Source organism: Bifidobacterium erythrocebi (assembly GCF_012932675.1).
In the GTDB taxonomy this organism is placed as follows: Bacteria; Actinomycetota; Actinomycetes; order Actinomycetales; family Bifidobacteriaceae; genus Bifidobacterium; species Bifidobacterium erythrocebi.
The window spans coordinates 68,348-92,096 of the sequence record NZ_JAAIIF010000005.1 but is presented as its reverse complement, the minus strand read 5'-3'; the positions used below and the strand labels follow the sequence as shown (position 1 = coordinate 92,096).

Sequence of the window (23,749 nt, the reverse complement as noted above, 5' to 3'; positions counted from 1 at the left end):
TGTGTCTATCTCCGCGTGAGGCGGAACAGGTTTACAGATCGGCCGGGGACGAGATCGTGCCGCGGATGGCGGTGGCGGCGGCGACTGCCGGGGATGCCAGGTGCGTGCGGGACCCCTTGCCCTGACGGCCTTCGAAGTTGCGGTTCGAGGTGGAGATGGAACGTTCGCGGGCGACCATCTTGTCCGGGTTCATGCCCAGGCACATGGAGCAGCCGGCGTTACGCCATTCGGCGCCGAAGTCCTTGAAGATCTTATCGAGGCCTTCCTTCTCCGCCTGCAGGCGCACGCGGGAGGATGCCGGCACCACGAGCACGCGGTGGATGTTCTCGGCCTTATGGTGGCCCTTCATGATGGACGCGGCCACGCGCAGATCCTCAAGACGGCCGTTGGTGCACGAGCCGATGAACACGGTGTCGACGGCGATGTCCTTGATCGGCATGCCGGGCTTGAGACCCATGTAGTCGATGGCACGCTTGGCGGCGTTGCGCTCGGTCTCGTCGGCGATGGTTTCGGGGTCGGGCACGGTGGCGGAGATGGGTGCGCCCTGGCCGGGGTTGGTGCCCCAGGTCACGTACGGTTCAAGATCCTCGGCGTTGATGGTGACTTCCTTGTCGAACACGGCGTCATCATCGGTCTTCAGGGTCTTCCAGTAGGCGACTGCCTTGTCCCACATCTCGCCCTGCGGCGCATGCGGACGACCCTTCAGGTATTCGAAGGTCACCTCGTCCGGGGCGATCATGCCGGCGCGGGCACCGGCCTCGATCGACATGTTGCAGATGGTCATGCGGGCGTCCATGGAGAGCTTCTTCAGCGCTTCTCCACGGTATTCGATCACATAGCCCTGGCCGCCGCCGGTGCCGATCTTGGCAATGATGGCCAGGATGATGTCCTTGGCGGTCACGCCCTTCGGCAGCTCGCCTTCGATATTGATGGCCATGGTCTTGAACGGCTTGAGGCTCAGGGTCTGCGTGGCCATCACATGCTCGACCTCGGAGGTGCCGATGCCGAAGGCCAGCGCGCCGAACGCGCCGTGGGTGGAGGTGTGCGAATCGCCGCACACGATGGTCATGCCCGGCTGGGTGAGGCCCAGCACCGGGGCGAAGGCGTGCACGACGCCCTGGTCCGCGTCGCCCAGCGGGTGCAGACGCACGCCGAATTCCTTGCAGTTCTTTTCGAGCGTGGTCAGCTGCAGCGAGCTGGTCTCGTCGGGGTTTGGCTTATCGATGTCGACGGTCGGGGTGTTGTGATCCTCGGTGGCAATGAGCTGGTCAACGTGACGCGGCTTGCGCCCTGCCAGTCGCAGACCCTCGAAGGCCTGCGGGCTGGTGACTTCGTGCATAAGCATCAGGTCGATGTACAGCAGGTCGGGTGCTCCATCCTCGCCCTTACGTACCAAATGATCGGCCCAGACCTTTTCGGCCAGTGTCGTTCCCATGGAAATCCTCCTGAATTTTCACGCTAACTCTTGCGTTTACTTCTTGTTCGTGGTACTAGCCTATGGTGCGTGTCACATATTGCACCTTTTGCGGTCGGATATTGAGATGTGCCCCCGAATACCGCACAATGAGATATTTCCCGATTTGCTATTTCACTATGTGAGATGTCATAATCACAGTATTATGACTCTTGCTGAGAACGATATCACACCGCAAAGCGGCGAATTCGCCCCCGCGAATCAGGCAGCGGCAACCGCGCCGAAAGACAATGAAATCCATTCCGGCGTCGGAGTGCTTGACAAAACCGTCAAGATCCTCGACGCCCTTGAATCGGGCCCGTCCACGCTGGGGCAGCTGGTAAGCGCCACTGGGCTCGCCCGCCCGACCGCACACCGTCTGGCCATCGCGCTTGAACGCCATCGCTTCGTACTGCGCGACCAGCACGGCCGTTTCGTGCTCGGCTCCCGCTTCGCGGAGCTTGCCGCGGCGGCCGGCGAGGATCGCCTGCTCACTGCGGCCGGCCCGATCCTGCAAACGTTGTTGGACCGCACCGGAGAATCTGCACAAATCTATCGCCGCCAGGGCGACCAGCGCGTATGCATCGCCGCCGTCGAACGCGCCTCCGGCCTGCGCGACTCCATCCCGGTGGGCGCCATGCTGTCGATGGAGGCCGGTTCCGCCGCGCAGATCCTGCTCGCCTGGGAGGACGCCGATCGTCTGCATCAGGGGCTGCGCCACGCCAAGTTCAACGCCGCCAAGCTCGCACAGGTGCGCAAGCGCGGCTGGTCCGAATCCGTCAACGAACGCGAGGAAGGCGTCGCCTCGATCTCCGCGCCGATCCGCAATGCCTCCGGCCAGGTGATCGCGGCCATCTCCATCTCCGGCCCGATCGGCCGCATGGGCACCACCCCAGGCCGTCGCTACGCGCCGCTGGTGATGGCGGCAGGCCGTTACCTCACCGACGCGCTGATCAAGGCCTCCGCAGGCCGCTGACGCACTGCGCATCAAGCATCATTGACGAGGAGGGGCGTGCAACCCACATGGGTTGCACGCCCCTCCTCGTTTCTTTCGTCGTTTCGGATTCATCCCGCGCCTTGGCACTGCCATCCACGAAAGCGCTCAGTCGTGCCGCTCCCGCTTGCCGAACAGTCCCAGCAGTCTGGACCACAGCGACGGCTTACGCAGCAGATCATCCCCCTCCCCGTCCTGCGGGGGCTTGGCGTTGATCGCATACGTGTATGCCTTCTTGGAGCTCGGCTTGCCGACCAGCTCGCCGAAGGTCAGCAGCTGCGTACGCGGCTCGTAGGGATGACGGATGTCGAATTCGATCAGGCGGGTGGCCCTATGGTCCGGTGCCGGCCCATACGTGTCGAAGCCGCAGGTCGGCGTGGCGATCAGCAGAGTGTCGTCAAGATTGCCGACGAACCCGTTGCGATGGTCGTGCCCGGCCGAGATGCCGACGAGACCGCCGTGCAGCATGTCGAATTCCTCCGAGGCATCCGGGCAGCTGATCCCCTCGCCCATATATCCGCCGAGCTGGGTCTTGGCCTCGTCGAGCACATAGTACTGATCGGCGTGCGTGCGGTACCCCTGCATGGCGTACGCCGCAGTGGACTTGACCGGCTTGAGCAGGTCGTAATACTGCGGGACCGGCATGTGCTGGAACAACATCGCCTTGCTCCCGGTACGATGCGGCACGGTCTGCAGGAATTCCAACGCCTTATGGTCGGGCGAAGCGAAGCCGCCGCCGTGCGCGTAGCTTCCCGAATCCAACAATGCCAGCGTGAGCACCTGGGAGGAACCTTCCATCCCCAGCACAGGCAGCGCGAAGGTGCCCGGAGCGAACGGGATGACGGTCTGCTTTGGCAAGACAGCCGCAGGCTGATCCTGCGTGGCGGAAGCGTCGGATGCCTCCCCGGTACCGGGCGAAGGCGGATTCAGGCACCCGGGGAACGAACGGTACAGCTCGTTGAGCTGCGCGTTGGTCAGGCCGCATTGGAAATCATGATTACCGAACGTGACGGCGAACGGCACCTCGCGTTCGATCAGCGGCGCCAGGAACTGCGCGATGGCGTCATGCACCTTCTGCCGGGTACGCGCCAACGCCTCCTCGTCCTGCTCCTGCACGCTCCACGAGCGCTTGGTGAACGTGTCCGAGAACGCCGGATCATAGCCGGCGATCTGATTGCCCGTAAAGATCACCAGATCGGGCCGGACCGTATCCAGCGATGCACCGATCAGCGCGATCGTGTCGCGGGAAACCTTCGCCCCGGCCTGGATATCGGAAACCTGCAGCACCCTGAACTTGCCGGAATTATGGAACTGCAACCACCCCAGACGCGCCGACACCGACACCGGTCGCTTGTCGCCCTCATCGGCGGGCTTGATTCTCGGCTTACTGGACAAACCTTCGAGCACATGCTGTGTTTCCGTCATGGTTTCCACTGTATCCCATCACTGAGCGAATCCCACGGCCCCGTGAGCGCGTACCGCAAATCTCCGCAGATAACAAAAAACCCTCGCTTCCGCGAGGGCTATTGGCTGGGATGCCTGGACTCGAACCAAGAATGGCTGAACCAGAATCAGCTGTGTTGCCAATTACACCACATCCCAATTTGGCAGGCGTGACAGCTGTTGAGCTGTCCGTCGTACCCCCAACCGGATTTGAACCGGTGTTGGCGCCGTGAGAGGGCGTAGTCCTAGACCGCTAGACGATGGGGGCTAACTGTTCGCTGTGGTTCTCAGCTGTGCTGTGTGAACCGCAACGAGTGATTAATATACGCGGGTTCATGCCCGTATGCAAATCTCGGCGTGTCGCTTGGAATTCCAACGATTTTCGTACGCCACGGCAGGCGGGGTCGCCACTCGCCAGCCGGAAATAATCCGAAAAATCCGCTGACTCCGGCCCCAACAACGGCGATGGCCGGCGAATCGCCAAGGATTCGCCGGCCATCTATCGCCGCGATGCGTCGCAGCCGATCACAGATGCTCGCGCAGACCACGCAGACGAGCCATAGAGACGTCCTTGCCGACGATCTCCATGGATTCGAACAGCGGCGGGCTCACGCGGCGGCCGCTCATGGCCACACGCACCGGACCGAAGGCCAGACGCGGCTTGTAGCCGCCTTCCTCGACCAGCGCCTTGTTCAGGGTCTCGTGCAGGTTATCGGTCTTCCAGTCAGCCTCGTCCACGCCTTCGAGGGCGGCGATGGCCTTGTCCAGCACCTCGGGGGCGGATTCCTTGAGCTGCTTCTTGGCATCGGCGGCGGGCTCGATGTAGCCCTCGGTGGACAGCAGGGAGCCGACCATGCCGGCGACCTCGCCCAGCAGGCGCACACGCGGCTGCACGAGCGGTGCGGCGGCAGTGAGGATCTCGCGTTCGCGATCGGTCAAGGCGTCCCAGGAGTCGGCGGACACCACGCCGTCACGATGCAGATACGGCACGGAACGGTTCAGGAAGTCCTGCGGTTCGAGCATGCGGATGTGCTCGGCGTTGATGGAGACGGCCTTGTCGATGTCGAAACGAGCCGGATTGGCCTTGACATCACGCACATCGAACTTCTCAATCATCTCGTCCATGGAGAACACGTCGCGGTCGGGGGCGATGGACCAGCCCAGCAGCGCCAGGTAGTTCAGCAGGCCCTCGCGGATGAAGCCGTGGTCGCGATGCAGGAACAGGTTGGACTCGGGGTCGCGCTTGGAAAGCTTCTTGTTGCCCTGGCCCATCACGTACGGCATATGGCCGAACAGCGGCATCTCCTTGGCCACGCCCAGCTCGATCAGGTAACGGTACAGCACGATCTGGCGCGGGGTGGAGCTCAGCAGATCCTCACCACGCAGCACCACGTTGATGCGCATCATGGCGTCATCGACCGGGTTGGTGAGCGTATACAGCGGGTCACCGTTCGGACGCACGATCACGTAGTCCGGCACGGAACCGGCCTTGAACTCGATGCGGCCACGGATGAGGTCGTCGAAGGCGATGTCCTCGTCGGGCATGCGGATACGCAGGGCGGGCTTGCGGCCCTCGGCGCGGAAGGCGGCCTTCTGCTCCTCAGTCAGGTTGCGGTCGTAGCCGTCGTAACCGAATGCCTTCGGACGACCAGCAGCCACATTGCGGGCCTCGATCTCCTCGGGGGTGGAGAAGGATTCGTACGCATAGCCGGCTTCGAGCAGCTTGGCCGCAACATCCTTATAGATGTCACCGCGCTCGGACTGGCGGTACGGGCCGTCGGGGCCACCGACGTTGATGCCCTCATCCCAGTCGATGCCGAGCCAATTCAGGGCCTCGATGATCTGGTTGTAGCTTTCCTCGGAGTCACGCTGGGCATCGGTGTCTTCGATACGGAACACGAAGGTGCCCTTGGTGTGGCGTGCTTCGGCCCAGTTGAACAGGGCGGTACGGACCATGCCGACGTGCGGGATGCCGGTCGGGGACGGGCAGAAGCGCACGCGAACGTTTTCAGGAAGTTCTGGTTTGGTATGTTCAGCTTCAGTCATAGGCTCCATTGTGCCGCGCAAGAGGGACGAGACACCGTGCCCCAGTCGGGGAACGCCGGTACGGGCATCATGCATCGCCATCAGCGAACGCCCAGCAATCACACAGAACATTCGCCGTCCATCCCCCACGGCTTCTCCCCTGGACCGACCCCGTTCCCATTACAATGGCAAGCAGTTGCCCAGCGAAGGGCAGTCAACCGAAGGAGATCAGCATGTCCATTCCCAACGGCTCGCCGCAGCCGCAACAGCCTGCGCCGCAGCAATACCCGCAGGGCGCTCCCAACCCCTATATGCAGAACGTCCCGCAGCCCACGGCCCCGGCAGTGTCGGTACCGCTGAACCAGCCGTACTATGGTTGCCCGTTCGTGGAGGCCTTCACCCGATTCTGGAGGAAATACGCCACCTTCAAGGGGCGTGCCTCGCGTAGCGAGTTCTGGTGGTTCATGCTGGCCAACGTCATCATCTCGTTCGCGCTCGCCGCCATCGCGAATGCCGTGGACCAGCTCAGCTTCCTGCCCACGCTGTGGGCATTGGCAATCTTCATCCCCATGATGGCCCTGGCCACGCGCCGACTGCACGATGCGAATAAGTCCGGCTGGTGGCTTTTCGGCTACTACGCCATCTCGGGAGTGACGATCGTCGTGTTCATCACGACACTGGTCATGTCCATCGTCGCGCTGCTGAAGAACGGCAGCAACTGCCTTGTCGGTTCGTACAACACCGCCTTCGGCGCAACGAACGGCATGACCCCCGAAATGCTGACCCGCTGCTTCGCCTCCGACGAGATCGTGGGATTCGGCATAGTGCTGGCGATCATCATCGTCATCTCCATCGCGCTGAGCATTGCCTACATCGTGTTCATGGCGATGAAGTCCAACCCGGAGGGCGCACGTTTCGATGACCAGACCGCCCAGGCACAGGCGGTGCCGCCGCTGTACGGTGCGCCCGCATACGGCACCCCCGCATACGGGACACCGACCTACGACGCTCAGGCCTATGGCACTCAGCCCTACGGCGCACCGGCATACGGCCAGCCCGGCAATCAGGCACCCTATCCCGCTGCGAACATGCCGGCAACTCCTCTGGCTCCGACGATGACGACCGGTGCCATGAACGCCGCCGCATATCAGCAGGCACCCATGACCGCTCCTGCCGCACAGCCCATGTACGCAGCCCCCGAAGCGCCTGCATATCAGGTGCCGCCCATTCCGGAGATGCCGCCCATGGCAATGAGTCCGGAAACCGCATACGGTGCAGGCCAGCCGGTTCAGCCGGCTCAGAACATGCAGCCCACCCAGCCGGTTCCGCCCGTTTCGCCCGTGCAGGCCGAACAGCCGGCAGCCCCCGAACAGGCTCCGCTGAACGCCGGCACCGACTCCGCCACTGCGGAACAGGTCCCCTTCGATGCGCCGCAGCAGACCGGAGAAACCGCCGAGCCCAACAACACCGGCAATAATGACGGCACGCTCCAGTAGCAGACGATTAGCACCGCATGCGCCGCGCCGTCGCTGAGTGGTATGGCGATCGGCTATTGGCTGCGGATATGCATGATGGCCCCGTTCGTGTTGAACGGGGCCATCATGCATATCCGGCTCATATCGGCGTTGTTGCGGCAATCATCCGGCAATCAGCGGCAGTAATGTCAGTAATGTCACTTATCAGCGAACTTGGCCGCCAACTCGCGCTTGTTGCGTTCCTCGTCCTCTTCCTTGGCGCGTTTCTTGGCCTCATCGGGGTTCCACAGCACGTCCTCGCGGTGCCTGCGCCACTCCGCTGCGGCCAGCGGGGCCACGAATCCGACCGTGGCGGCCAGGGTATCGTCCGCATCCCAACGGGTCTCGGCCAAAGCACGGATCTGCTCGTCGGCCAGGAAGATCCTGGGAACGGCGCATTCCTCACGCCACTCGTTGGCATACAGCAGCACCGGTAGCGAGCGCACGGCGGCCTCCTGCGCGCTGGCGGCACCTTGGGAGACGATGCCCAGCAAGGCGTCGCATGTGGCGAGCGCGATGGCCACGCGCTCGGCCATGGGTCTGGCCTCGACCTGCGCGGCATGGGGGGCGGTGTCCGAAATCACCGCGTCCACGGCCTGTATCGTGTCGTTGTCCCACGCGGATCCCAGCGCCTGCGCCGCTTCGGCCACCAGGTCGGTTTCGCCGTCGCGCCCGTAATCCTCCATGATCTCGTATGCCTCGTCGGCCGCGAGCAGGGCATCAACGACCGCCTGAGGCCGCCCCGGAATGGCGTCCGCGCCCTCGTACACGAACTCCGCATCGGCCGCTGTCACGTCCAGGCCGGTCATCACCCGTGCAAAGGCGAGTGTGAAGCGGACCTGCAGATCCTCCGTGTATTTCGCGTCGTTGTCCATCTGCAACGCGCTGTTCAGCGGCCATAGCGAGGTCAGCTCGCCGGCCGCCTGCGCCGCCTCGCGCATCTGCGGCATATCCGCGATGCGCCTGATATCCGTCTCGTCCAATGCAATGGTCATAATGCCCCCCACCAATGGTGCCTATCTTCCGACTACGCTACTCCACGGCCACCGTTTATCGCACGGCATAGCGTGATGCCGTCACTCCACTTCGGCGGCCGGGTCGACGTATGCGATCGACACCATGCGCCCGGTCTCGTTGCTGTAGGTGATGGAGGTGATGGATGCGAGCGCGGTGTGGCGCAGGAACATCCAATGCTCCGGGTGACCGGTTTCCAGCATGTGCCGGTAGCTGAAGATCGGTGACTCGTGGCTGACCACGATGATGTGCTCGCCGGGGAATTCCCGCACCTTCTCGTCCGCGAAGTCGCCTACGCGCGCGGCAATCTGCCGGTAGGTCTCGCCCCAGCTCGGCTTGTAGAGGTTCGTGATGAGCTTCCAGTTGCCGTTGCGCCACAGGGCCCCTTCGCCGTGGCCGATGCGTTTGCCGCGGAATTCGTTGCGCGCCTCGATGATGCGCTCGTCGGTGGCGAGTTCCAGCGGCTGTTCGCCGCGGGCTTCGCGCACGGGGTTGAGCGCTTCCAGAATGGCTCCGGCGGTTTCGCGGGTGCGGTCGAGCGGCGAGGAGAAGATCGCGACGGACCGGTTCATGGCCGGGTCCGCGGCGATGTATGCGCCGGTCGCTTCCGCCATGCGACGGCCCCGGTCGGACAGATGGAAGTCGGGCAGCCGTTCGTACAGCAGATGGTCGGGGTTGTACACCTTGCCATGACGGACGAAGTGGATGGTGGTCGTGCTCACAGCGTTCCTTTCCATAGCCGGTTCATGTCCGGGGAAGCGGGAAAATCTTCTTTCCAATGTACCCGCACGCACCGCGTGTCACGGCCGTTTTGCGTCGTGTCAAACGATTAGAGTTGCCGTGACGCAAATATGCAGACGCAAACTTTGCGCGACCATGGACAATCAACACATCATTCGATGAGGGCTTCGCACACAACGAACTGTGCTGCGAGGGACATCCAATCGGGAGCGGAAAGGAGCGTGGGTGCTGCTGTGTCCAATCAAGTACTAACCGGTCTGAAGGAAGTCGGCCAGAAAGTGTTCGGCGGCTATGCTGAGCTGCTGCGCATCCCGCACACCGCACGATTCTCCATCGGCTCCGTCATCGCATGCATGCCCTTCCCCATGGTGGGCATGACCATCACCATCGCCGTGCAGCATTACTACGGCAACTATTCGCTGGCCGGCGCGCTGTCCGCCGTGCAGGCCATCGCCTTGGCCATCGCAAGTCCGGTGCTGGGCAAGCTGGTCGACAAGTTCGGCCAGCGCCAGGTGTCGATTCCCACCATCATCGTGTGGATCGTGGCCGCGACCGCGCTGATCACCAGCATCCAGTCGCATGCGCCAGAATGGGTGCTGTTCTGCATCACGCCGTTCATGGCGGCCATTCCGCCGTGGGGCGCGATGAGCCGCCAGCGTTGGACGAACCAGCTCAAGGGCGACACCGAACGCACCAACCGCGCATTGTCGCTGTGCGGCGTATTCGACGAATGCATGTGGGTGATCGGCAATCCGCTCGCCTCCACGTTGGCCGTGATTTCCGGCCTGCTGGCGTTCTCGTTCACCGGCATGTGCGTGGTCATCGGCGCGCTGATGTTCCTGACCGAGCTCACGACCGAACCGAAATCGCAGACGCAGCTGGCACGTGAGGCCGGCATGACCCGCAAGCAGTACCGCGAGCGCGAAGCCGCCCATGCCAAGGCGTTGCAGGCCGAAACGGCCGTGGAGTACGCGCGTGACAAGGCACGTTCCGAAGGCAAGAGCGAGGATGAGGTCAGGGCCGCGATGGCCAAGGCCGAAGCCGACGTGCGTGCCGGCAAGAAGGAATCGATCTGGGGCCCCGGCCTGATCGCCGTGTGCGTCACATGGTTCGGCCTGGGCGCGTTCCAGAGCGCTGCCGGCATTTCGATCGTCTCGTTCGCCACCGAGGCGAATATGAAGCAGTACACCGGCTTCGTGTTCGCTTGCTTCTCGTTCAGCTCGCTGCTGGGCGCACTGTTCTACGGCGCGAAGAACTGGACGATCCCGCTGTGGAAACGCTTCTACTTCTGCCTGGCCGTGGTGGATCTGGGCATCGGCTCCTTCATGTTCGCCAAGCACCTGTGGGTGATCATGATCATCTACCTGCTGATCGGCGTCTGCCAGGCCCCGACATGGGTGAACGGCAACCAGCTGATGCTGCACCTGGTGCCGCCCACGCGCTTCACCGAGGGCATGGCATGGATGGGCGCGATGAACTCGATCGGCGGTTCGGTCGGTTCGGCCATCGCCGGCCAGTTCATCGACCGTATGGGCTCGCATGGCGGCTTCCTGGTGGTCACCGTGCTGGCGTTGGCCTCGCTGCTCATCGCGTTCATCGGTTTCAAGCAGATCAAGGATTCGACAGAGCAGCCGATGCTCACGCAGATTAGCGCGTGAACGCGTGGGTTCGGCGGAACAACCGGATAGACGACAATGGCGGTTGCGCTCGGGTGAGCGCAACCGCCATTCGTATTTCAGACCATCTATATGGTGCCGTACGGCTTGAGAATCAGCCGCGGAGTCGGATTAGCCAGACTACTTAGGCCAGCCCTTAGGGGTATGCTCCAGCGACCACACGCCGAGCTTGTGCGAGAAGCTGTTCTCCCACTTGGCCTCCAGCTCTTCGGGGGTCAGGCGGTTCTCCTGCTTCTTCAAGCGGTTCATCGCATTGGTGTGCGTATCGTCCAGCAGCCACTTGCGGGTCAGGAAGTTCCACACCATCACCACGGCGGTGGCGATGAGCTTGCCCACATTGGTACGGATCAGGTATTCGGTGCTCTGCGACACGTAGGCGTCATGGTTCATGCCGTACGTGGAGATCCAGATGATGGCGTCGTTCATGAACAAGCCGATCACCGCGCCGACCACGAAGATGACAATCTCCATCCAACGCGCCATGTCGTCGCGATGCTTGAACACGACCTTCATGCTGGCCACATAGTTGAAGATAAGGGAGATGATAAAGGAGATGGTGGCGGCGAGCACATTATGCATGTGAAACAGGCCGACCAGAAGATTCAGGATACCCCAGTCGATGATGAAGGCGATTACACCCACAATGCCGAATTTCATCAGCTGTTCAATCAGTTTTTTCACACAGAATATTAAACACTCGTACGCAGACCACCTAGACTTGGGTGACGAAGGACAATATTTTCCAACGATTGCAAGGAGCAGCAATGCCAGTCATCCACACGCATGTGTCCGTTTCCACCACCCCTGAGCAGCGCGAGGCGCTGAAGACCGCCTACGGCAAGGCCATCACCGCCGTTCCCGGCAAGTCCGAAGGATGGCTGATGTGCCCGTTCGAGGACAATATGCCGATCTACTTCGGCGGTGACGATTCCAAGCCGGCCGCGTACGTGGAGGTGAACGTGTTCGGCCGTTCCGTGCCGGGTTCCGCCTGGGAGAAGCTGACCGAGCAGATCATGGCCGCGCTGAACAAGGAGCTCGGCATTCCGAACGACCGCACGTACATCCGCTACACCGCTACTACCGACTGGGGTTGGAACGGCGGAAACTTCTGACGAAGTTCCACCGTTCCTTCGGGGTTTGCCTGTGGTTGCAAACCCCTCACCTCACCTACGGGGAGCCCACAGGGCTCCCCGCTTCACGGTTCGGGGCAGGAAACTTCTGACGAAGTTCCACCGTTCCTTCGGGATGCCACCGAGTTGCACTACCTCGGCTATTGATGGCAGACTGACGAACCTCACGTAGAGCAGTTCGCCTATTTATGGCATCCAAAACCAGATGGGTCAAGTATGGGCCTTGGAATTCCAAGGCCCATACTTGACCCATCGCCGTTTCAGTGCCATAAACAAGCCACTTGGCTGTTTTGGAAAACGTCAATCAACGCCCATGGCGCAATCTCGGCTTCCCCGCGTTGCCGTTTCTCCGCTTGCGGATGTAGCGAATCATGCCGACGCTCACCGCGACCCATACGATCGCCACGAACAGCATCATGTAGTCAGAAGTGTGGTCCTTCGGAGCATCCTTCGGTGCGGGCGCGGGGTGTGGCATGGTGGTGCGTACGCCGGTGACCAGCAGGCGCTGCGTGTTCACGCCGTACGGCGTGCAGGTGAGCAATGTCACCTCGTCCTTGTCCGGCACGATCTTCAGGTCGTCGAACCAGTCGGGCTCCACCACTTTGATGTCGGTGACCTTGTAGGCGAGGGTCTTGCCCACCACCTTGATGTAGAAGAAGTCCCCCACCTTGCCTTGGCGCAGGCTGAGCTTGTCGAACATCAGCCGATCCGCCAGACCGGTGTGTGCCGAGATGACGGCATGCGTGTTCTTACCACCCACGGGCAGGGACGTGCCGTACATGTGCCCTGCGCCGTCGGCCAGCGTGGTCTGGCTGGTGCCGTGGCGAATGGGCAGGTTGATGCCGAGGCGCGGATACGTGATGGTGGCCATGATGCCGTCGGCCGGGGTGTCCAGCTGGCTTTGGTAGTCCTTGTCCGCGTCGGACGCCGACTGGTCGCTGTGCTTCGAGAATGGGTCGGACACCTCGCCCATGGTCGCCTGGCCGCTGCGGAACAGTCTGGCGTTGTATTCGTGCGCCTGCCGCAGTTCCTCCGCACGCTGCTGCTTCGCGAGCACGGAGGTCTTGTCGTCGTGCGACTGTGTGACGGAATTGGCGGCGTTGCCGTTGCTGATCATGAGGATGAACGGCAGTGTGCAGAACAGCGCGCATAACGCGAGCAGCGCAAGACCGGCGATGGCACGGCCCGAAAGTCTGCCTTGCCTGGTCTTGCGCTGCGTGTTCCTCATGCCTGGAGGTTACCTTTGCCTGTTGCTCGGCTCAGGCGTTCTTCTTGGAACGCAGGAGCAGGAACGCGCCGGCACCGCACAGCACGGCCATGACCGCGTAGATGGCAAGCCAGGTGGCGCCCGTCTTCGGCATCTCAAGCAGGTTGCGCACGTTCTTGACGGTGATGGTGTCGCCGGCAGCTGCGGAGACCAGCTGATTGGCATCCCGGGTGTTGGTGACGGTGTAGGAGCCGTCATTCTTGCTCACCGTCACGGTGACGGTGAATGCAGGCAGTGCGGTGGCGCCCAGCGGGGAGGAGGTTTCCTTGACGGCGTATTCGCCGTTCAGACCCTTGATCTCCACGGTGCCGCTGACGGGTGTGACAACCTCGGTCACGGAGCCGTTCGGATCGACCGTGTACACGGTGTCGTCGGCGTTCTTGATGAACTTCACGGTTTCGCCGCCCTTGGTGACGGAGAAGTGGGCGCCGGCCAGGGCCTGATTGTCGGGGCCGACCTTGTGCAGTGTGAATGCGCCGGTGTAGGTCTTGACGGCGTGGTCCTCGGTGGTGCCCTGCTCGGTGCCATTCGGGTTGCGGGAGTAGGTCAGGTTCACCTTGTTCGGATTGCCGGCCTGATTGTTATCCTGGCCGATGACGGCGTTGGCGTTCAGCGTGGCGGTGTACTGCACGGTGATCCGCTTGCCGACCGGGAACAGGTCGGCCTGCTTGGTGATGTCGGAGGTCTGCTTGCCGTCGGTGCCGGCGGTCGGCGCGAACAAGATGGAGAAGGACTTGCCGCCGTTGTAGATGTCTGCGGAAGACACGTCAGACAAGTCCGTCTTGGCATAGAACGTTGCGTTGTCCTTGTACTCGGTGTCAACGCCTTCGACCTTGACGGAGGTGATCTGGCCGAAGGTCAAGCCCTTGGACAGGGTATCGTTGAGCGCCAGGTAGTAGCCCTGGTCGTAGCCGGTGTAGTTCGGAATCGTGGTGGTCAGTTCGTAGGTGATGGTGTCGCCAATGGCCGCCACATTGCTGTCGACGCGCTCGGAGCCTTCCACGATCTTCTTATCCACGGTCGGGTTGGTGGCCTTGTAGTCGACCTCGCCAAGAGTCTTGCCAGCAATGGTCTTGCCATTGATGGTCGTACCGTTCAGCATCGGGATGGATACGACGGTATCGCCCGTATCCGCGGCAACATCGAATACCGCGTAGATGCCGGCGGGCACGCTCTTGGTGGCGGTGTTGCCGTCTTCGGCCACGATCATCTTGTTGGCATCCACAAAAGCGCCCTTGATCGTCTGCTGGTTCGCCAGCTTGGTCAGGAAGTCACGCAGCTGGCCGGAATACGGCGAAGTGCTGGAGTCGAGCAGATGCTGCACGACCCACACCATCGGGTTGGAAGCAGAATACTCAGTAGCGTGGCTGATACCCGCTTCATTCAGCGCGGTATCAACTGCCGTAGCATAGCCGCCATCCGCCAGATCATAGCCGGTGATGTATTCGCCGTCGGTCTGCGCCGCGGAATACGAGGCCAGCTTAACGGCATACAGGTTCTTGCCGGCAAGCACGCCATCGGCCGCCTTGACGGTCAAGGTCTGATCGGCCGTGACATCGGCAGTGTTGATCGCGGTATCCGCAGCCATAGCGGAACCCGTGAGAGCCATGCCGGACAGCAGTGTCGCGGCCGCGGCCACGCCTGCCAGAAGACGTTTGGTAATCGAGTTCATGGTGATCTCTTCTTTCCTGGTTGGTTGTTGGATATGTTTGGGGGAAATCTGTTATCGGCGGAACGCCTGCCGTGCCTACCGCCGGGCGTGCACCGCTTTGGCGCGTCGCTCTTTGCCGTCGGAGCGCAGCAGCATGATGCCGACCACGCCAATGCCGAGGCCGAGCAGAATCGCGCGCAGCGCTCCCCCGCTTGAGCCGCTTACAGGCATCTGGCGAAGAATCTTCGTGTTGGCGATCACGGTTTCGCTGTCAGAGGTCGTGTAGAGGCCAGCCTTCCGCCTGTCAGTCTCAGTGGAGGCTTCGCTACCGTTCGTGGGCTTCGCCTTCCATACGACGCCGTCATCGCCGATGGTGAACGTGTACGTGGCGTCGTTGGCCTTATAGCCGTCCGGCGCGGTCGCTTCGGCAAGCGTGTATGTGACACCGTGCTTCAGGCCGGAGATCTTCATCCGTCCGTCCGCGGCGTCCTCGTCCCGCACGCTTTCGCCTTCGCCGGCGAGGTACAGGTTGCGGCCGCTGCCGTTGTCGGCGAGCGCGCGCTTGTGTTTGCCGTTTTCGTCGGTCCACGAGATCGTCCATGCCGAATCGGCGAGGTACCCGCCGACGGCCACGCTGGTCGTGCCATCCTTGGTGCCGATCTTGTCCAGGTCGGCCTTGGACCATTGCACCGTGTAGGTGGAGTTGCGCACCACGACAGTCGTGCTGGAGTTGACGGTGATGGAGTTGCTGTTGACGAACTGCTTCATCTTGTTAAGCTCATCCTGATTCTTTTTGCTGGCAAGGTAGAAGAAGTGCGGCGTGGCGTCCACCTGGTAGCCGTTCGGGGATGTGACCTCGATGGCCGCATACAGCGTATTCACTTTCAGGTCGTACAGGTGCGACGCATTGTCATTGGCATCGGACTGCGACTGCGCGTCCAGATAGGCCTTGCCGTCGGTGCCGGTCGTCACGAATTTCGCAGAATCGTCGGTATAGAAGACCTTCCCATCTACGGGCTGCTTGCCGATATCGACTGTTTTGATCTCGAATCGTGCACCTTCGAGCGGCTGGCCTGCAGGGTTGACCTTGCATGCGGCGACCGCCGCCGAATCGTTGGGATTTTGTCCTTTCATGCACGTGTCGTACAGCGTGGTGTTGTTGATGTCGTCATCCACTTTCTGAATGACCAACGCGCCCTCGGCGCTTATCTCCGACCCCGATTGCTGCACCCATGTGTGGGCGTTGCTTTCGGAATCGACGCTTTCGCTGCCAACCACATGTACCGTGTTACTGATGATCATGCCGAATCCGGGCAGACCATTGGCATGCACGGTATAGCGCAGCACGATGCGCGGGTTGGTCAGTTGCTCCCCGTTCTTGCGCGTCACGACCTTCGGCACAGTGAACGTCACCGTCTGGCATTTCGTCTCCGGATCGGTGGTTACCGCCGTGCGGATCTGATCGGTCACGTCAGAAGAAGCGTCGCTTCCGTCATCGATACGAGCCTCGTCAAGCCGCAGGAACTCCACCTGCGGAGTCGACAGCTTGTCCACCAGCTGGAAGCTGTCGGCGTTGCCTGCGAAGTTGTAATGCTCGTTGCCCGCGTTGACGTCGATCTTGTATTGCAGATTGTTGTTGCTATCCAGCCAGCCATTCACCGCATACTTGTTGAGCAGCGACGACTTGCTCGACGTGACCTTCACCGTGCCGGAAGCCGGCGTGTCCACGATCTTGTTGCCATCCAGCAGTATGTCGGCGCGGTTGGTGTAGACCTTGTCCGCATCCCCCAGCTGATAGCCGGTCTTCGCGGCCGCCTCGGGCGTCAGATACGTGTCGAATCCGAATACCACAATGGATTTGTACTGCTTGGCGATCTTGGACACCTCGCCGTCCTTGACGACGGTGTTGCTCGGCTTGTTCAGCTTGTCGCCGTCCTCGGTGGTCCACAAGGTGAGCGTATTGTCGTTCGGCACGGTGAAGGTCACGGTGTTGCGCTCGCCCTCGGTCATGGACCAGGTGCCGCACACGGCGGTTGTATCGCCTTTCGACCATGCCGTGCAGTCCTGCTTGTTCTGGGCCAGACGGAACGTCTCCCAGTAGTCCCTGCCTCCCGAGCTGCTGTTCGGTTCTCCTACGAATCTGCCGTATACCGGCTGATCCGTGGCCATCTGCCATCCTGTGGGCAGGTAGTCCTTCATGGTGATGGTCTGCACGCCGCTCAGGTCCTCGATGCCGCTCAGGTCCTCGCCCATCCACCAGGATTTCACGCCGTTGCCCCATACGCGCCAGTGCATGCGCCACCGTCCGCGCGGGCAATTCTTCTTGACGTACGCTTCGGCATCGTCCTGCGTCCAGCCGTTGCCGGTCAGGCTCTTGATGATGGTGTCAGTGGACTCCCATATCGCCTGATTGGACCAGTCGGAACCGCCCTCGTAATCGGCCATGGCCGTCTTGCCTACATGGTTGCCGTCGGTGTAAGTGTATTTGTCGGAAACGATCTCGCCTTTTTCGGTATCGCCGATTTTGTAGGAGAACTTGGCGTCGTTGCGGTAACGGTCCGGATTGCCGTCGAACAACGTGTTGTAGGTGATGCGCAGCTTCTTGTCGTATGTGAACGATTGCGAATCCTGCCCTTTGCGCCACAGTTTGAAGGACGGCGAGCCCTTGTGCAGCGCCCACGAATCGCCCCACGTATCGCCGCTGGCGAAGAAATCCTCCGGATAGGTGTAGCCGGAGGGCAGTTCGCGGCCGTCGCGGGAGAACACCTGGTACTGGCCGGTGATGTCGGTCCAGCAGCGCTCCTCATCTTCGGTGCAGCCTTCGCCGCCCGTGTATTCCTTGACACGCACGTCCAGCGTGTCCTTGCTGTACCACATGTGCAGGGTGTTGCCGTCGTTGTCGCTGGTGGTCCAATCCTCATAGAAGTTGAGGTTGGTGATGTTCTTGTTGTCTTTCGGGTCAAAGTCAATCTGCCACGGCACCGTATAGACACCGGGATGCCCTTTGACTTCCTTCGCCTTGCCGGCATTCTTCTTCGACAGCAGGTTCTGGTCCGCCACGGGAATGTCGTATGAGGCGCTGCCGCTGCCGCGTTCGGAGTTGTCGCTGGGACGGGTGACGCTTGCCTTGTTCTGCAGGTGGGTTCTGCCGTTCTCCGGCGTGGTCGTATAAGTCAGCGTGTATTCGCTGTTGCCGGCGTTCTGCAGGAACGTGTAGGTGAAGGATTGGCCGTCCTCGCCCAGTGCGAAGGGCTCATCCGCACATACGCCCGTCGAGACGTTGCATACGTGTACCGTCGTGCCTACGTAATTCTGCGCCGGTTTGCCGTCCGATCCCGCTTGCAACTCGTCCTTGAACGTGTAGCCGCCCATATACGCACGCTGGTTGGCATCGCCGTTGTAGTTCAGATGCACGGTCCAGTCGATCGTCTTGTTGTCGCTGCTACTTGCGGACTTGTTCACCCACACGTACGGGTCGTTGCTACCGCTGCCGCCACCGGTCGGAATCTTGTACGGATAATAGCTGCTGGTGTGTTCGCCGTTGCTGCCCCATTTCCATGTGGCCGTGTTTCTGGCGTTGTCGTATTTGCCGGAGCCGGAGTTGTACTGGGCCTCGCTATTCACCTTGGCGGTGTAGTCGATGGTGTACGTGCCTTTGGGAAGTTTGCTCGCGTTGGCGGTGACCTTGCGGTTCGCATCGTCGTAGGTGAAGGTCATGCCGTCCACCGATGGGTTGATGGTGAAGTTCTTTTCGACGTTCAGCCCTTCGCCCCAGGAATCCTCGAACTGGAAGTTGTCCGCATCGTCTTCCGCGGTGAGGGTGACCTGGCATTTCATGCCGCCGTCCCCCAAGCCGGCATCAGAGGTGTACCAGCAGTTCTTGCCGCCGGCGATATCGGGTTCGCTCCACGACACCTTGATGCTCGACGAGACGCCGGGGAATTCCCAAGTGTCCTGCTTGCCGTCCGGCATGGTCGAGCCGCCGTACTTGACGTCAAGCACATATCCCACATGGAATTCACGGGTGTTCTGCTCCACCCACGTCTTGTTGAACACGATGCTCAGCACGGCCTTGCCGTCAGATCCGCAGGTCACACCCATCGTGCCCTTGTACACGCCGTTGTCCCAGACCTGTTTGCTGTCCATCTTCGGCACTGCGGCGCACGCGAAGGGCAGGGCGTACGTCCAGTTCAGATGGTCCTTATCCACCTGCCCCTTGTTGAAGTCGATATTGAGCGAGACCTTGAGATTGCTGTTCGGCACCAGATCGGGGATGGATGTCGGGTTTTCCCAGGTCTGTTCCTTTTTCGCGCCGTTCTCATCGCGCACGGTGCCGGTGATGTTCACATCCACGGTGGCATTGCTGCCGGTGATGGCGTTGGCATCGGCTGCATTGGCGACGACCGGTGCGCCGACGAGCACGGCGAGCACCAGCGCGACGGCAATCAGGGCGGCATGCATCGCGGTTACGTTGACACCGAACAGCCGCAGCGCACCCGCCTGGGTATGGTTTGCCGCAGCATGGCGCATGCTGTCACCGTTTCCATGGCGCGGATTCCAACGGCTCACGATGTTCTCCTTCCTCACTGCCGCACGAGCGTAAACCGACATCGAACAGGACCCGACTTGGGGAATCCCATAATTCGATGTGACGAATATTACTTAACCGCTTCACCCACATATGATATGAACTTAAACCACTTAAGCAAATCTACACAACTCTCAATAGGTTTTTTTACAACGATTAGATATCGTTATCAGAACATCGACCAGGTTTTAATTACCAATCGTTAACTTATGCGCTTCAGTTACGCCACATCGCGAAAACCTCAGCAAATTCAAGTGTCCGAGATTTTCTTTCTGAAAATACATATTTCGAAGCAAAGGGGTCGACGCGACTCGCCGCCAACGACGCACAAGCATCATTCGACACAGCGCACCAGCCGATGCATCGGCGTGTCGCGCACGTTGCCACATCCATGCACAACTGAGGTTATTCAGTAGCGATTCACTCTTCCGCAGCATCAAAACATATCGACTACAACGGCATGAAAAGCTTGGAATATCAACTTTATTCGCATGTCAGCGCATGGCGGCGAACCTCTCGGCAGCCCCGACGAATGCGTTGACGCAGCCAAGTCCTTGCGCTCCCCGGCACGGCAGCCTGCCATGTATTTTCGACACAATGTCAAGTATTTACAAGGATTTTCGCCACCCCCGCATTCCCGGCATCGAATCCGGTGATGATGACCAATGACATGCGTGGTCATGCCGGCAGCCAGGACGGGAGCGTTAACACTTCCGTATTTTCACTACTTAAACGCTACTTAACAAATACCAATACGGATTCCGGGCAATTGACGGCAGCGTGCTGTCATTCGGCAACGGTTCGCTTCAGCCTTCCAGTCCCCGATTCCATGCAGCGCACAATATGCCACCCGGCAGATTCGAGCGCCAGTCCACCCAACCACGGCACAGCCCGTCAAATAACCGTCAAATAACCGTCAAATAAAAAATCGTTGGAAAATGGCCGTTTTACACAACCCGACCCCAATTTTCCGGGTTACTCGTCAAATAAAACACAGTCATCACACCCAAGCCGGAATATATTCCATCTTCTTTTTGGAAGCCGCGGTATCAACCGGCTTGATCCGACCTTCATTCACGCAATCACGAATCAGACGAGAGACCTGCGAAGAATACGACTCGTCCAAACCAAATCGATTACGCAACGACGAATTGGTCAGACATGTTCCGTCCGCAAACTGGATGCACGCATGCCAGTAGCAGGAATCCCTGCGCTCCGCCATGCTGAGCTCCGCATACGGCCGATACTGGGAAAGCCGCACCATCATACTTGCGTTGTCGATACCATCGGATTGCTGTACGACCGGCGAAGGCAAATGCGCGGCCTCACAGGAATCGATGATCTTATCCCAACCGGACCCCGCTTCCTCGCACATATGCAAGCGGCGCGACAGCTCCGCCAGCTTCGGATTACGCGTTTCAGGTGGGTCGTTGACCAGGCGCTCGACACGAATCAACGAATTCCCCGGATTGGAGAACTCCACGCGGTTGTCGAAAACCTCCACAAGCGGCCCGGAACCACGGGATGTGAGATCCTGATGAATCAGCATGTTCGCAAGCAATTCTCGAATGGCGATCGGCGGGTAAGCCGTATGCGTGACGCGCAGGGCCCGACCAATCGTCTCGGCTTCAGGTAGCCAGGGCTGCAGAAAAGCAACCATCGCATTCATATCGGCATAACCGTGCCTGTAGGTCTGAGTACGGGAAGGCGAGGATTTCCGCACTCCCTCATACTTGATGACGCGCAGGGCCTTACGCGCAACGGTAGGGAACCGCTGCATATCAGTCGCGAACAGCAACGCCCCAAGATTGGTGATTGCATATTGGCCACTATCCAACGTCTTGATCAGGCCATCCGCTTCAAGGTAATGCAGAATCGCATCCTGGCTGGACGGCAACGGCGTATTGGTCTGCGAAAAGTAGACGTTCCAATCCAACAACGACAAGGATTCCTCGGCGGTAAGCCACTGGTCCGCAATCTGCTCCTCGAAGGATTCGGACTTGGTCACCTCCCATAAACGCCGTTCGCGTTGCGAGTTTTTGGCTAACGGCTGCGTGGAGGTTCCGGAACGGACATATTCGGTTCCATCAAAGGAAACCGGATATCCGGCAGCCGGCCAGATACGCAGAATCACCATGCTATGGTTCCGCACTTCCACCGGAATGAACTTGAATTCCGCATTCTTGGAGAGCTTGAGTCGAAGCCAAAGCTCCAATTCCTGACCCTTATGCTTAGCCGCAAGCGGATTGAACGACGTGCCGACTATTGCATGCGTGGAATCATCCACACCCCACAGCATGTAGGCATAGTCCTGCCCTTCCACAGCCGCGGCATTGGCGAGAGCGGAGATGTCTTTGCCGATCATGAAGGCATCGTCATTCGACTGCTTGAATTCAACAGTCTGCGATTCCGTCGAACGAGCGACAAGCTGCTCGACCAGCTTAAGAAGATCCTCTGGCATATCGGCCCCTTTACCACTCGTAATCCGATTCAGCCTACTCCAGTGTAGCTGAGACAAGCCGCAGTTCGTCAAATAACCGTCAAATAACCGTCAAATAAAAAATCGTTGGAAAATGGCCGTTCTACACAACCCGACCCCAATTTTCCGGGTTACTCGTCAAATAAACAGCCAATGCGTGCAAAGAAAAAGCCGCCGGCCCGAATGGGACCAGCGGCCAGAACGGCTCACGCGAGCTGGAGATCAGACGATCTTCGGCATCGGCGTGGTCAGCGACGTGGTGAGGTTCACATGCACCAGACCGGCACCAGCATGCACCTCCACCTTCTTCAGGGTGACGGTACGTTCCTCTTCGGGAGCGCGGTCGTTATCAGTCATGGTGGCCGGGGACTTCACGGCGACCAGCGCCAGCTTGGTGATATCGATGCCGACGCTCTCACACAGCTTGATCGCCTCGTCGCGGGAAGCGACGAAACCATCCTTGAGCTGCACGCGATCGGCCGGCACACCGTAGGCGTGCTCGGCGACCCACTTGGCGTTCTCGATCACCGACATGCCCCTGTGGCTGTGCGGACGGGCCGGAGCGGCGCTGTTCTGCAGCGCGTCGACGAACGCATCCAGCTGCGGGGCCAAGGCCTCGCCGCCGTCGCGGAACAGGTTGCCCACGATCGGCTCGCGGAACTCCAGTTCCTTGGCGGTCTGCTTCAGCGCCGGCACCTGATCGTCCTCGCCTTCCCACAGGTTGATCAGCGGGAACGTGGGGATATCAAGGCCTTCGAGGCGCTGCACGTGGAACGGATAACGCCATGCCAGCTCGGGATCGTCGCGCCAGGTGGAGGCACGGGTCACGACGATGGCGGCGGACGGCCACTGCGCGTCGAATTCGCGGCAGGCGATGTCGAGCCACTTCTGCGCACCGGCATCGGTGCCGTAACCGGCCTCGACGATCACCACATCATGCAGCGCGCACGCCATCTCCACGGAGACCAGCGTCGGGATGCCGATGGACACGTTGGCGAACGGACCGCCGTGCACGTACACCGGGGAACCGTTCACGGTCTCGGTCTTGGCGGGCTTGACGGCATCGCCCAGAATGCCGGTGATGCGCCACAGGTCGACGAACTCGCCGAAGGTCACGCCCTTGCCATCCTTGGTACCGGCGATCATCTTGGACACGCGGTCGGCGATCTCATCCATGGAACGCGACAGCACCACAATCTGCATGAGCTCGCAGGTCGGGGTGAGCACCACGCGCTCGGGCACATCGCCCTTGCCGCGGTCGACGGCGATCTGACGCAGCGAACGGGACGGCACTTCGGAGACGCGCGGCACCAGAATGGTGTCGAGCTTGCCTTCGTCCACGGCCTTCTCCGCGAAGGAGACGAGCAGGTTCTGAGCCGCCTCGATGGCGCCCATCTCGCCGCACAGACCCCAGTCGATCAGCTCCGGATGGGTCAGGGAGGCCTTGCCGCCGCCGGAGGCACCGCCCTTGGAACCGGCCGCGGTGATGCCCATGCTCGGCTGGCGCAGTACGGCGGCCGCGTCGATGCCACGCTCGTTGAGCGCATCGATCAGCGCGATGGTGGTGGTGGTCTTGCCCTCGCCACGGCTCGCCTTCAACGGCGTATCGGCGGTGACCAACACGACCTTGCCATGCTTGCGCGGCGCGTCCGGGTTGTTCTTCAGGTAATCGAGATAGCCGAAGGCGTCAATCTTCTGCACCAGGCCGTACTGGCTGGTGAAGTCCTCGATGGAAGTCATACGTTGTGTACCTTTCTGTGTATTCCTCTTACAG

The 23,749-nt window shown here is 60.8% G+C and carries 15 protein-coding genes and 2 tRNA genes; 4 read left to right on the top strand and 13 right to left on the bottom strand.

What is annotated here, in order from left to right; translation table 11 throughout:
- Window positions 1–31: 31 nt before the first annotated feature.
- A complete protein-coding gene (gene leuC / locus G1C98_RS01475) occupies window positions 32–1,435 on the bottom strand; it encodes a 3-isopropylmalate dehydratase large subunit (RefSeq protein WP_169078573.1) in 1,404 nt (467 codons plus the stop codon).
- 184 nt (window positions 1,436–1,619) lie between these two features.
- Between leuC and G1C98_RS01470 the strand changes: the two genes are divergently transcribed.
- On the top strand, window positions 1,620–2,429 hold the full coding sequence (locus tag G1C98_RS01470) for an IclR family transcriptional regulator (protein WP_169078571.1): 810 nt from the start codon (window positions 1,620–1,622) through the stop codon (window positions 2,427–2,429).
- Between the two features lie 126 nt (window positions 2,430–2,555).
- Here G1C98_RS01470 and G1C98_RS01465 read toward each other — a convergent pair whose 3' ends face one another.
- The 4 genes from G1C98_RS01465 to gltX form a co-directional block, all read right to left on the bottom strand.
- The gene (locus G1C98_RS01465; RefSeq protein WP_169078569.1) at window positions 2,556–3,872 is read right to left on the bottom strand and encodes a metallophosphoesterase; all 1,317 of its coding nucleotides are present in this window, start codon (window positions 3,870–3,872) and stop codon (window positions 2,556–2,558) included.
- 102 nt (window positions 3,873–3,974) lie between these two features.
- Window positions 3,975–4,049 (bottom strand) — tRNA-Gln (locus G1C98_RS01460).
- Between the two features lie 36 nt (window positions 4,050–4,085).
- A tRNA-Glu gene (locus G1C98_RS01455) sits at window positions 4,086–4,158 on the bottom strand.
- A 257-nt stretch (window positions 4,159–4,415) separates the two neighbouring features.
- Window positions 4,416–5,936, bottom strand: coding sequence for a glutamate--tRNA ligase (gene gltX / locus G1C98_RS01450; protein ID WP_169078567.1), 1,521 nt, complete (start codon window positions 5,934–5,936; stop codon window positions 4,416–4,418).
- Window positions 5,937–6,148: 212 nt separating this feature from the next.
- Between gltX and G1C98_RS01445 the strand changes: the two genes are divergently transcribed.
- Window positions 6,149–7,411: a DUF805 domain-containing protein gene (locus tag G1C98_RS01445; RefSeq protein ID WP_169078565.1), complete on the top strand. Its 1,263-nt coding sequence runs from the start codon at window positions 6,149–6,151 to the stop codon at window positions 7,409–7,411.
- A 176-nt stretch (window positions 7,412–7,587) separates the two neighbouring features.
- Here G1C98_RS01445 and G1C98_RS01440 read toward each other — a convergent pair whose 3' ends face one another.
- Both G1C98_RS01440 and G1C98_RS01435 read right to left on the bottom strand, forming a co-directional pair.
- Window positions 7,588–8,424 (bottom strand): hypothetical protein, encoded by an 837-nt coding sequence (locus tag G1C98_RS01440; RefSeq protein WP_169078563.1) that lies wholly within the window; start codon window positions 8,422–8,424, stop codon window positions 7,588–7,590.
- An 81-nt stretch (window positions 8,425–8,505) separates the two neighbouring features.
- Entirely contained in the window at window positions 8,506–9,165 is a 660-nt protein-coding gene (locus tag G1C98_RS01435; protein WP_169078561.1) for a histidine phosphatase family protein, read from the bottom strand.
- Between the two features lie 252 nt (window positions 9,166–9,417).
- On the opposite strand from G1C98_RS01435, the gene G1C98_RS01430 reads away from it, so the two are divergent.
- On the top strand, window positions 9,418–10,842 hold the full coding sequence (locus G1C98_RS01430; protein ID WP_169078702.1) for an MFS transporter: 1,425 nt from the start codon (window positions 9,418–9,420) through the stop codon (window positions 10,840–10,842).
- A 138-nt stretch (window positions 10,843–10,980) separates the two neighbouring features.
- Here G1C98_RS01430 and G1C98_RS01425 read toward each other — a convergent pair whose 3' ends face one another.
- Window positions 10,981–11,517, bottom strand: a complete 537-nt coding sequence (locus G1C98_RS01425; RefSeq protein WP_026646565.1) for a GtrA family protein — start codon at window positions 11,515–11,517, stop codon at window positions 10,981–10,983.
- Between the two features lie 107 nt (window positions 11,518–11,624).
- Between G1C98_RS01425 and G1C98_RS01420 the strand changes: the two genes are divergently transcribed.
- Window positions 11,625–11,972 (top strand): phenylpyruvate tautomerase MIF-related protein, encoded by a 348-nt coding sequence (locus G1C98_RS01420; RefSeq protein WP_169078559.1) that lies wholly within the window; start codon window positions 11,625–11,627, stop codon window positions 11,970–11,972.
- Between the two features lie 322 nt (window positions 11,973–12,294).
- On the opposite strand, the gene G1C98_RS01415 is transcribed toward G1C98_RS01420, so the two are convergent.
- The 5 genes from G1C98_RS01415 to G1C98_RS01395 all read right to left on the bottom strand — a co-directional run bounded on the left by G1C98_RS01415 (window position 12,295) and on the right by G1C98_RS01395 (window position 23,715).
- Entirely contained in the window at window positions 12,295–13,218 is a 924-nt protein-coding gene (locus G1C98_RS01415) for a class C sortase (RefSeq protein WP_169078557.1), read from the bottom strand.
- 31 nt (window positions 13,219–13,249) lie between these two features.
- Entirely contained in the window at window positions 13,250–14,929 is a 1,680-nt protein-coding gene (locus G1C98_RS01410; protein WP_169078555.1) for an isopeptide-forming domain-containing fimbrial protein, read from the bottom strand.
- A 75-nt stretch (window positions 14,930–15,004) separates the two neighbouring features.
- Entirely contained in the window at window positions 15,005–19,477 is a 4,473-nt protein-coding gene (locus tag G1C98_RS09465; RefSeq protein WP_169078553.1) for a prealbumin-like fold domain-containing protein, read from the bottom strand.
- A 1,019-nt stretch (window positions 19,478–20,496) separates the two neighbouring features.
- Window positions 20,497–21,957, bottom strand: coding sequence for an ATP-binding protein (locus tag G1C98_RS01400; RefSeq protein WP_169078551.1), 1,461 nt, complete (start codon window positions 21,955–21,957; stop codon window positions 20,497–20,499).
- 240 nt (window positions 21,958–22,197) lie between these two features.
- On the bottom strand, window positions 22,198–23,715 hold the full coding sequence (locus tag G1C98_RS01395) for a formate--tetrahydrofolate ligase (RefSeq protein ID WP_169078549.1): 1,518 nt from the start codon (window positions 23,713–23,715) through the stop codon (window positions 22,198–22,200).
- Window positions 23,716–23,749: the final 34 nt, after the last annotated feature.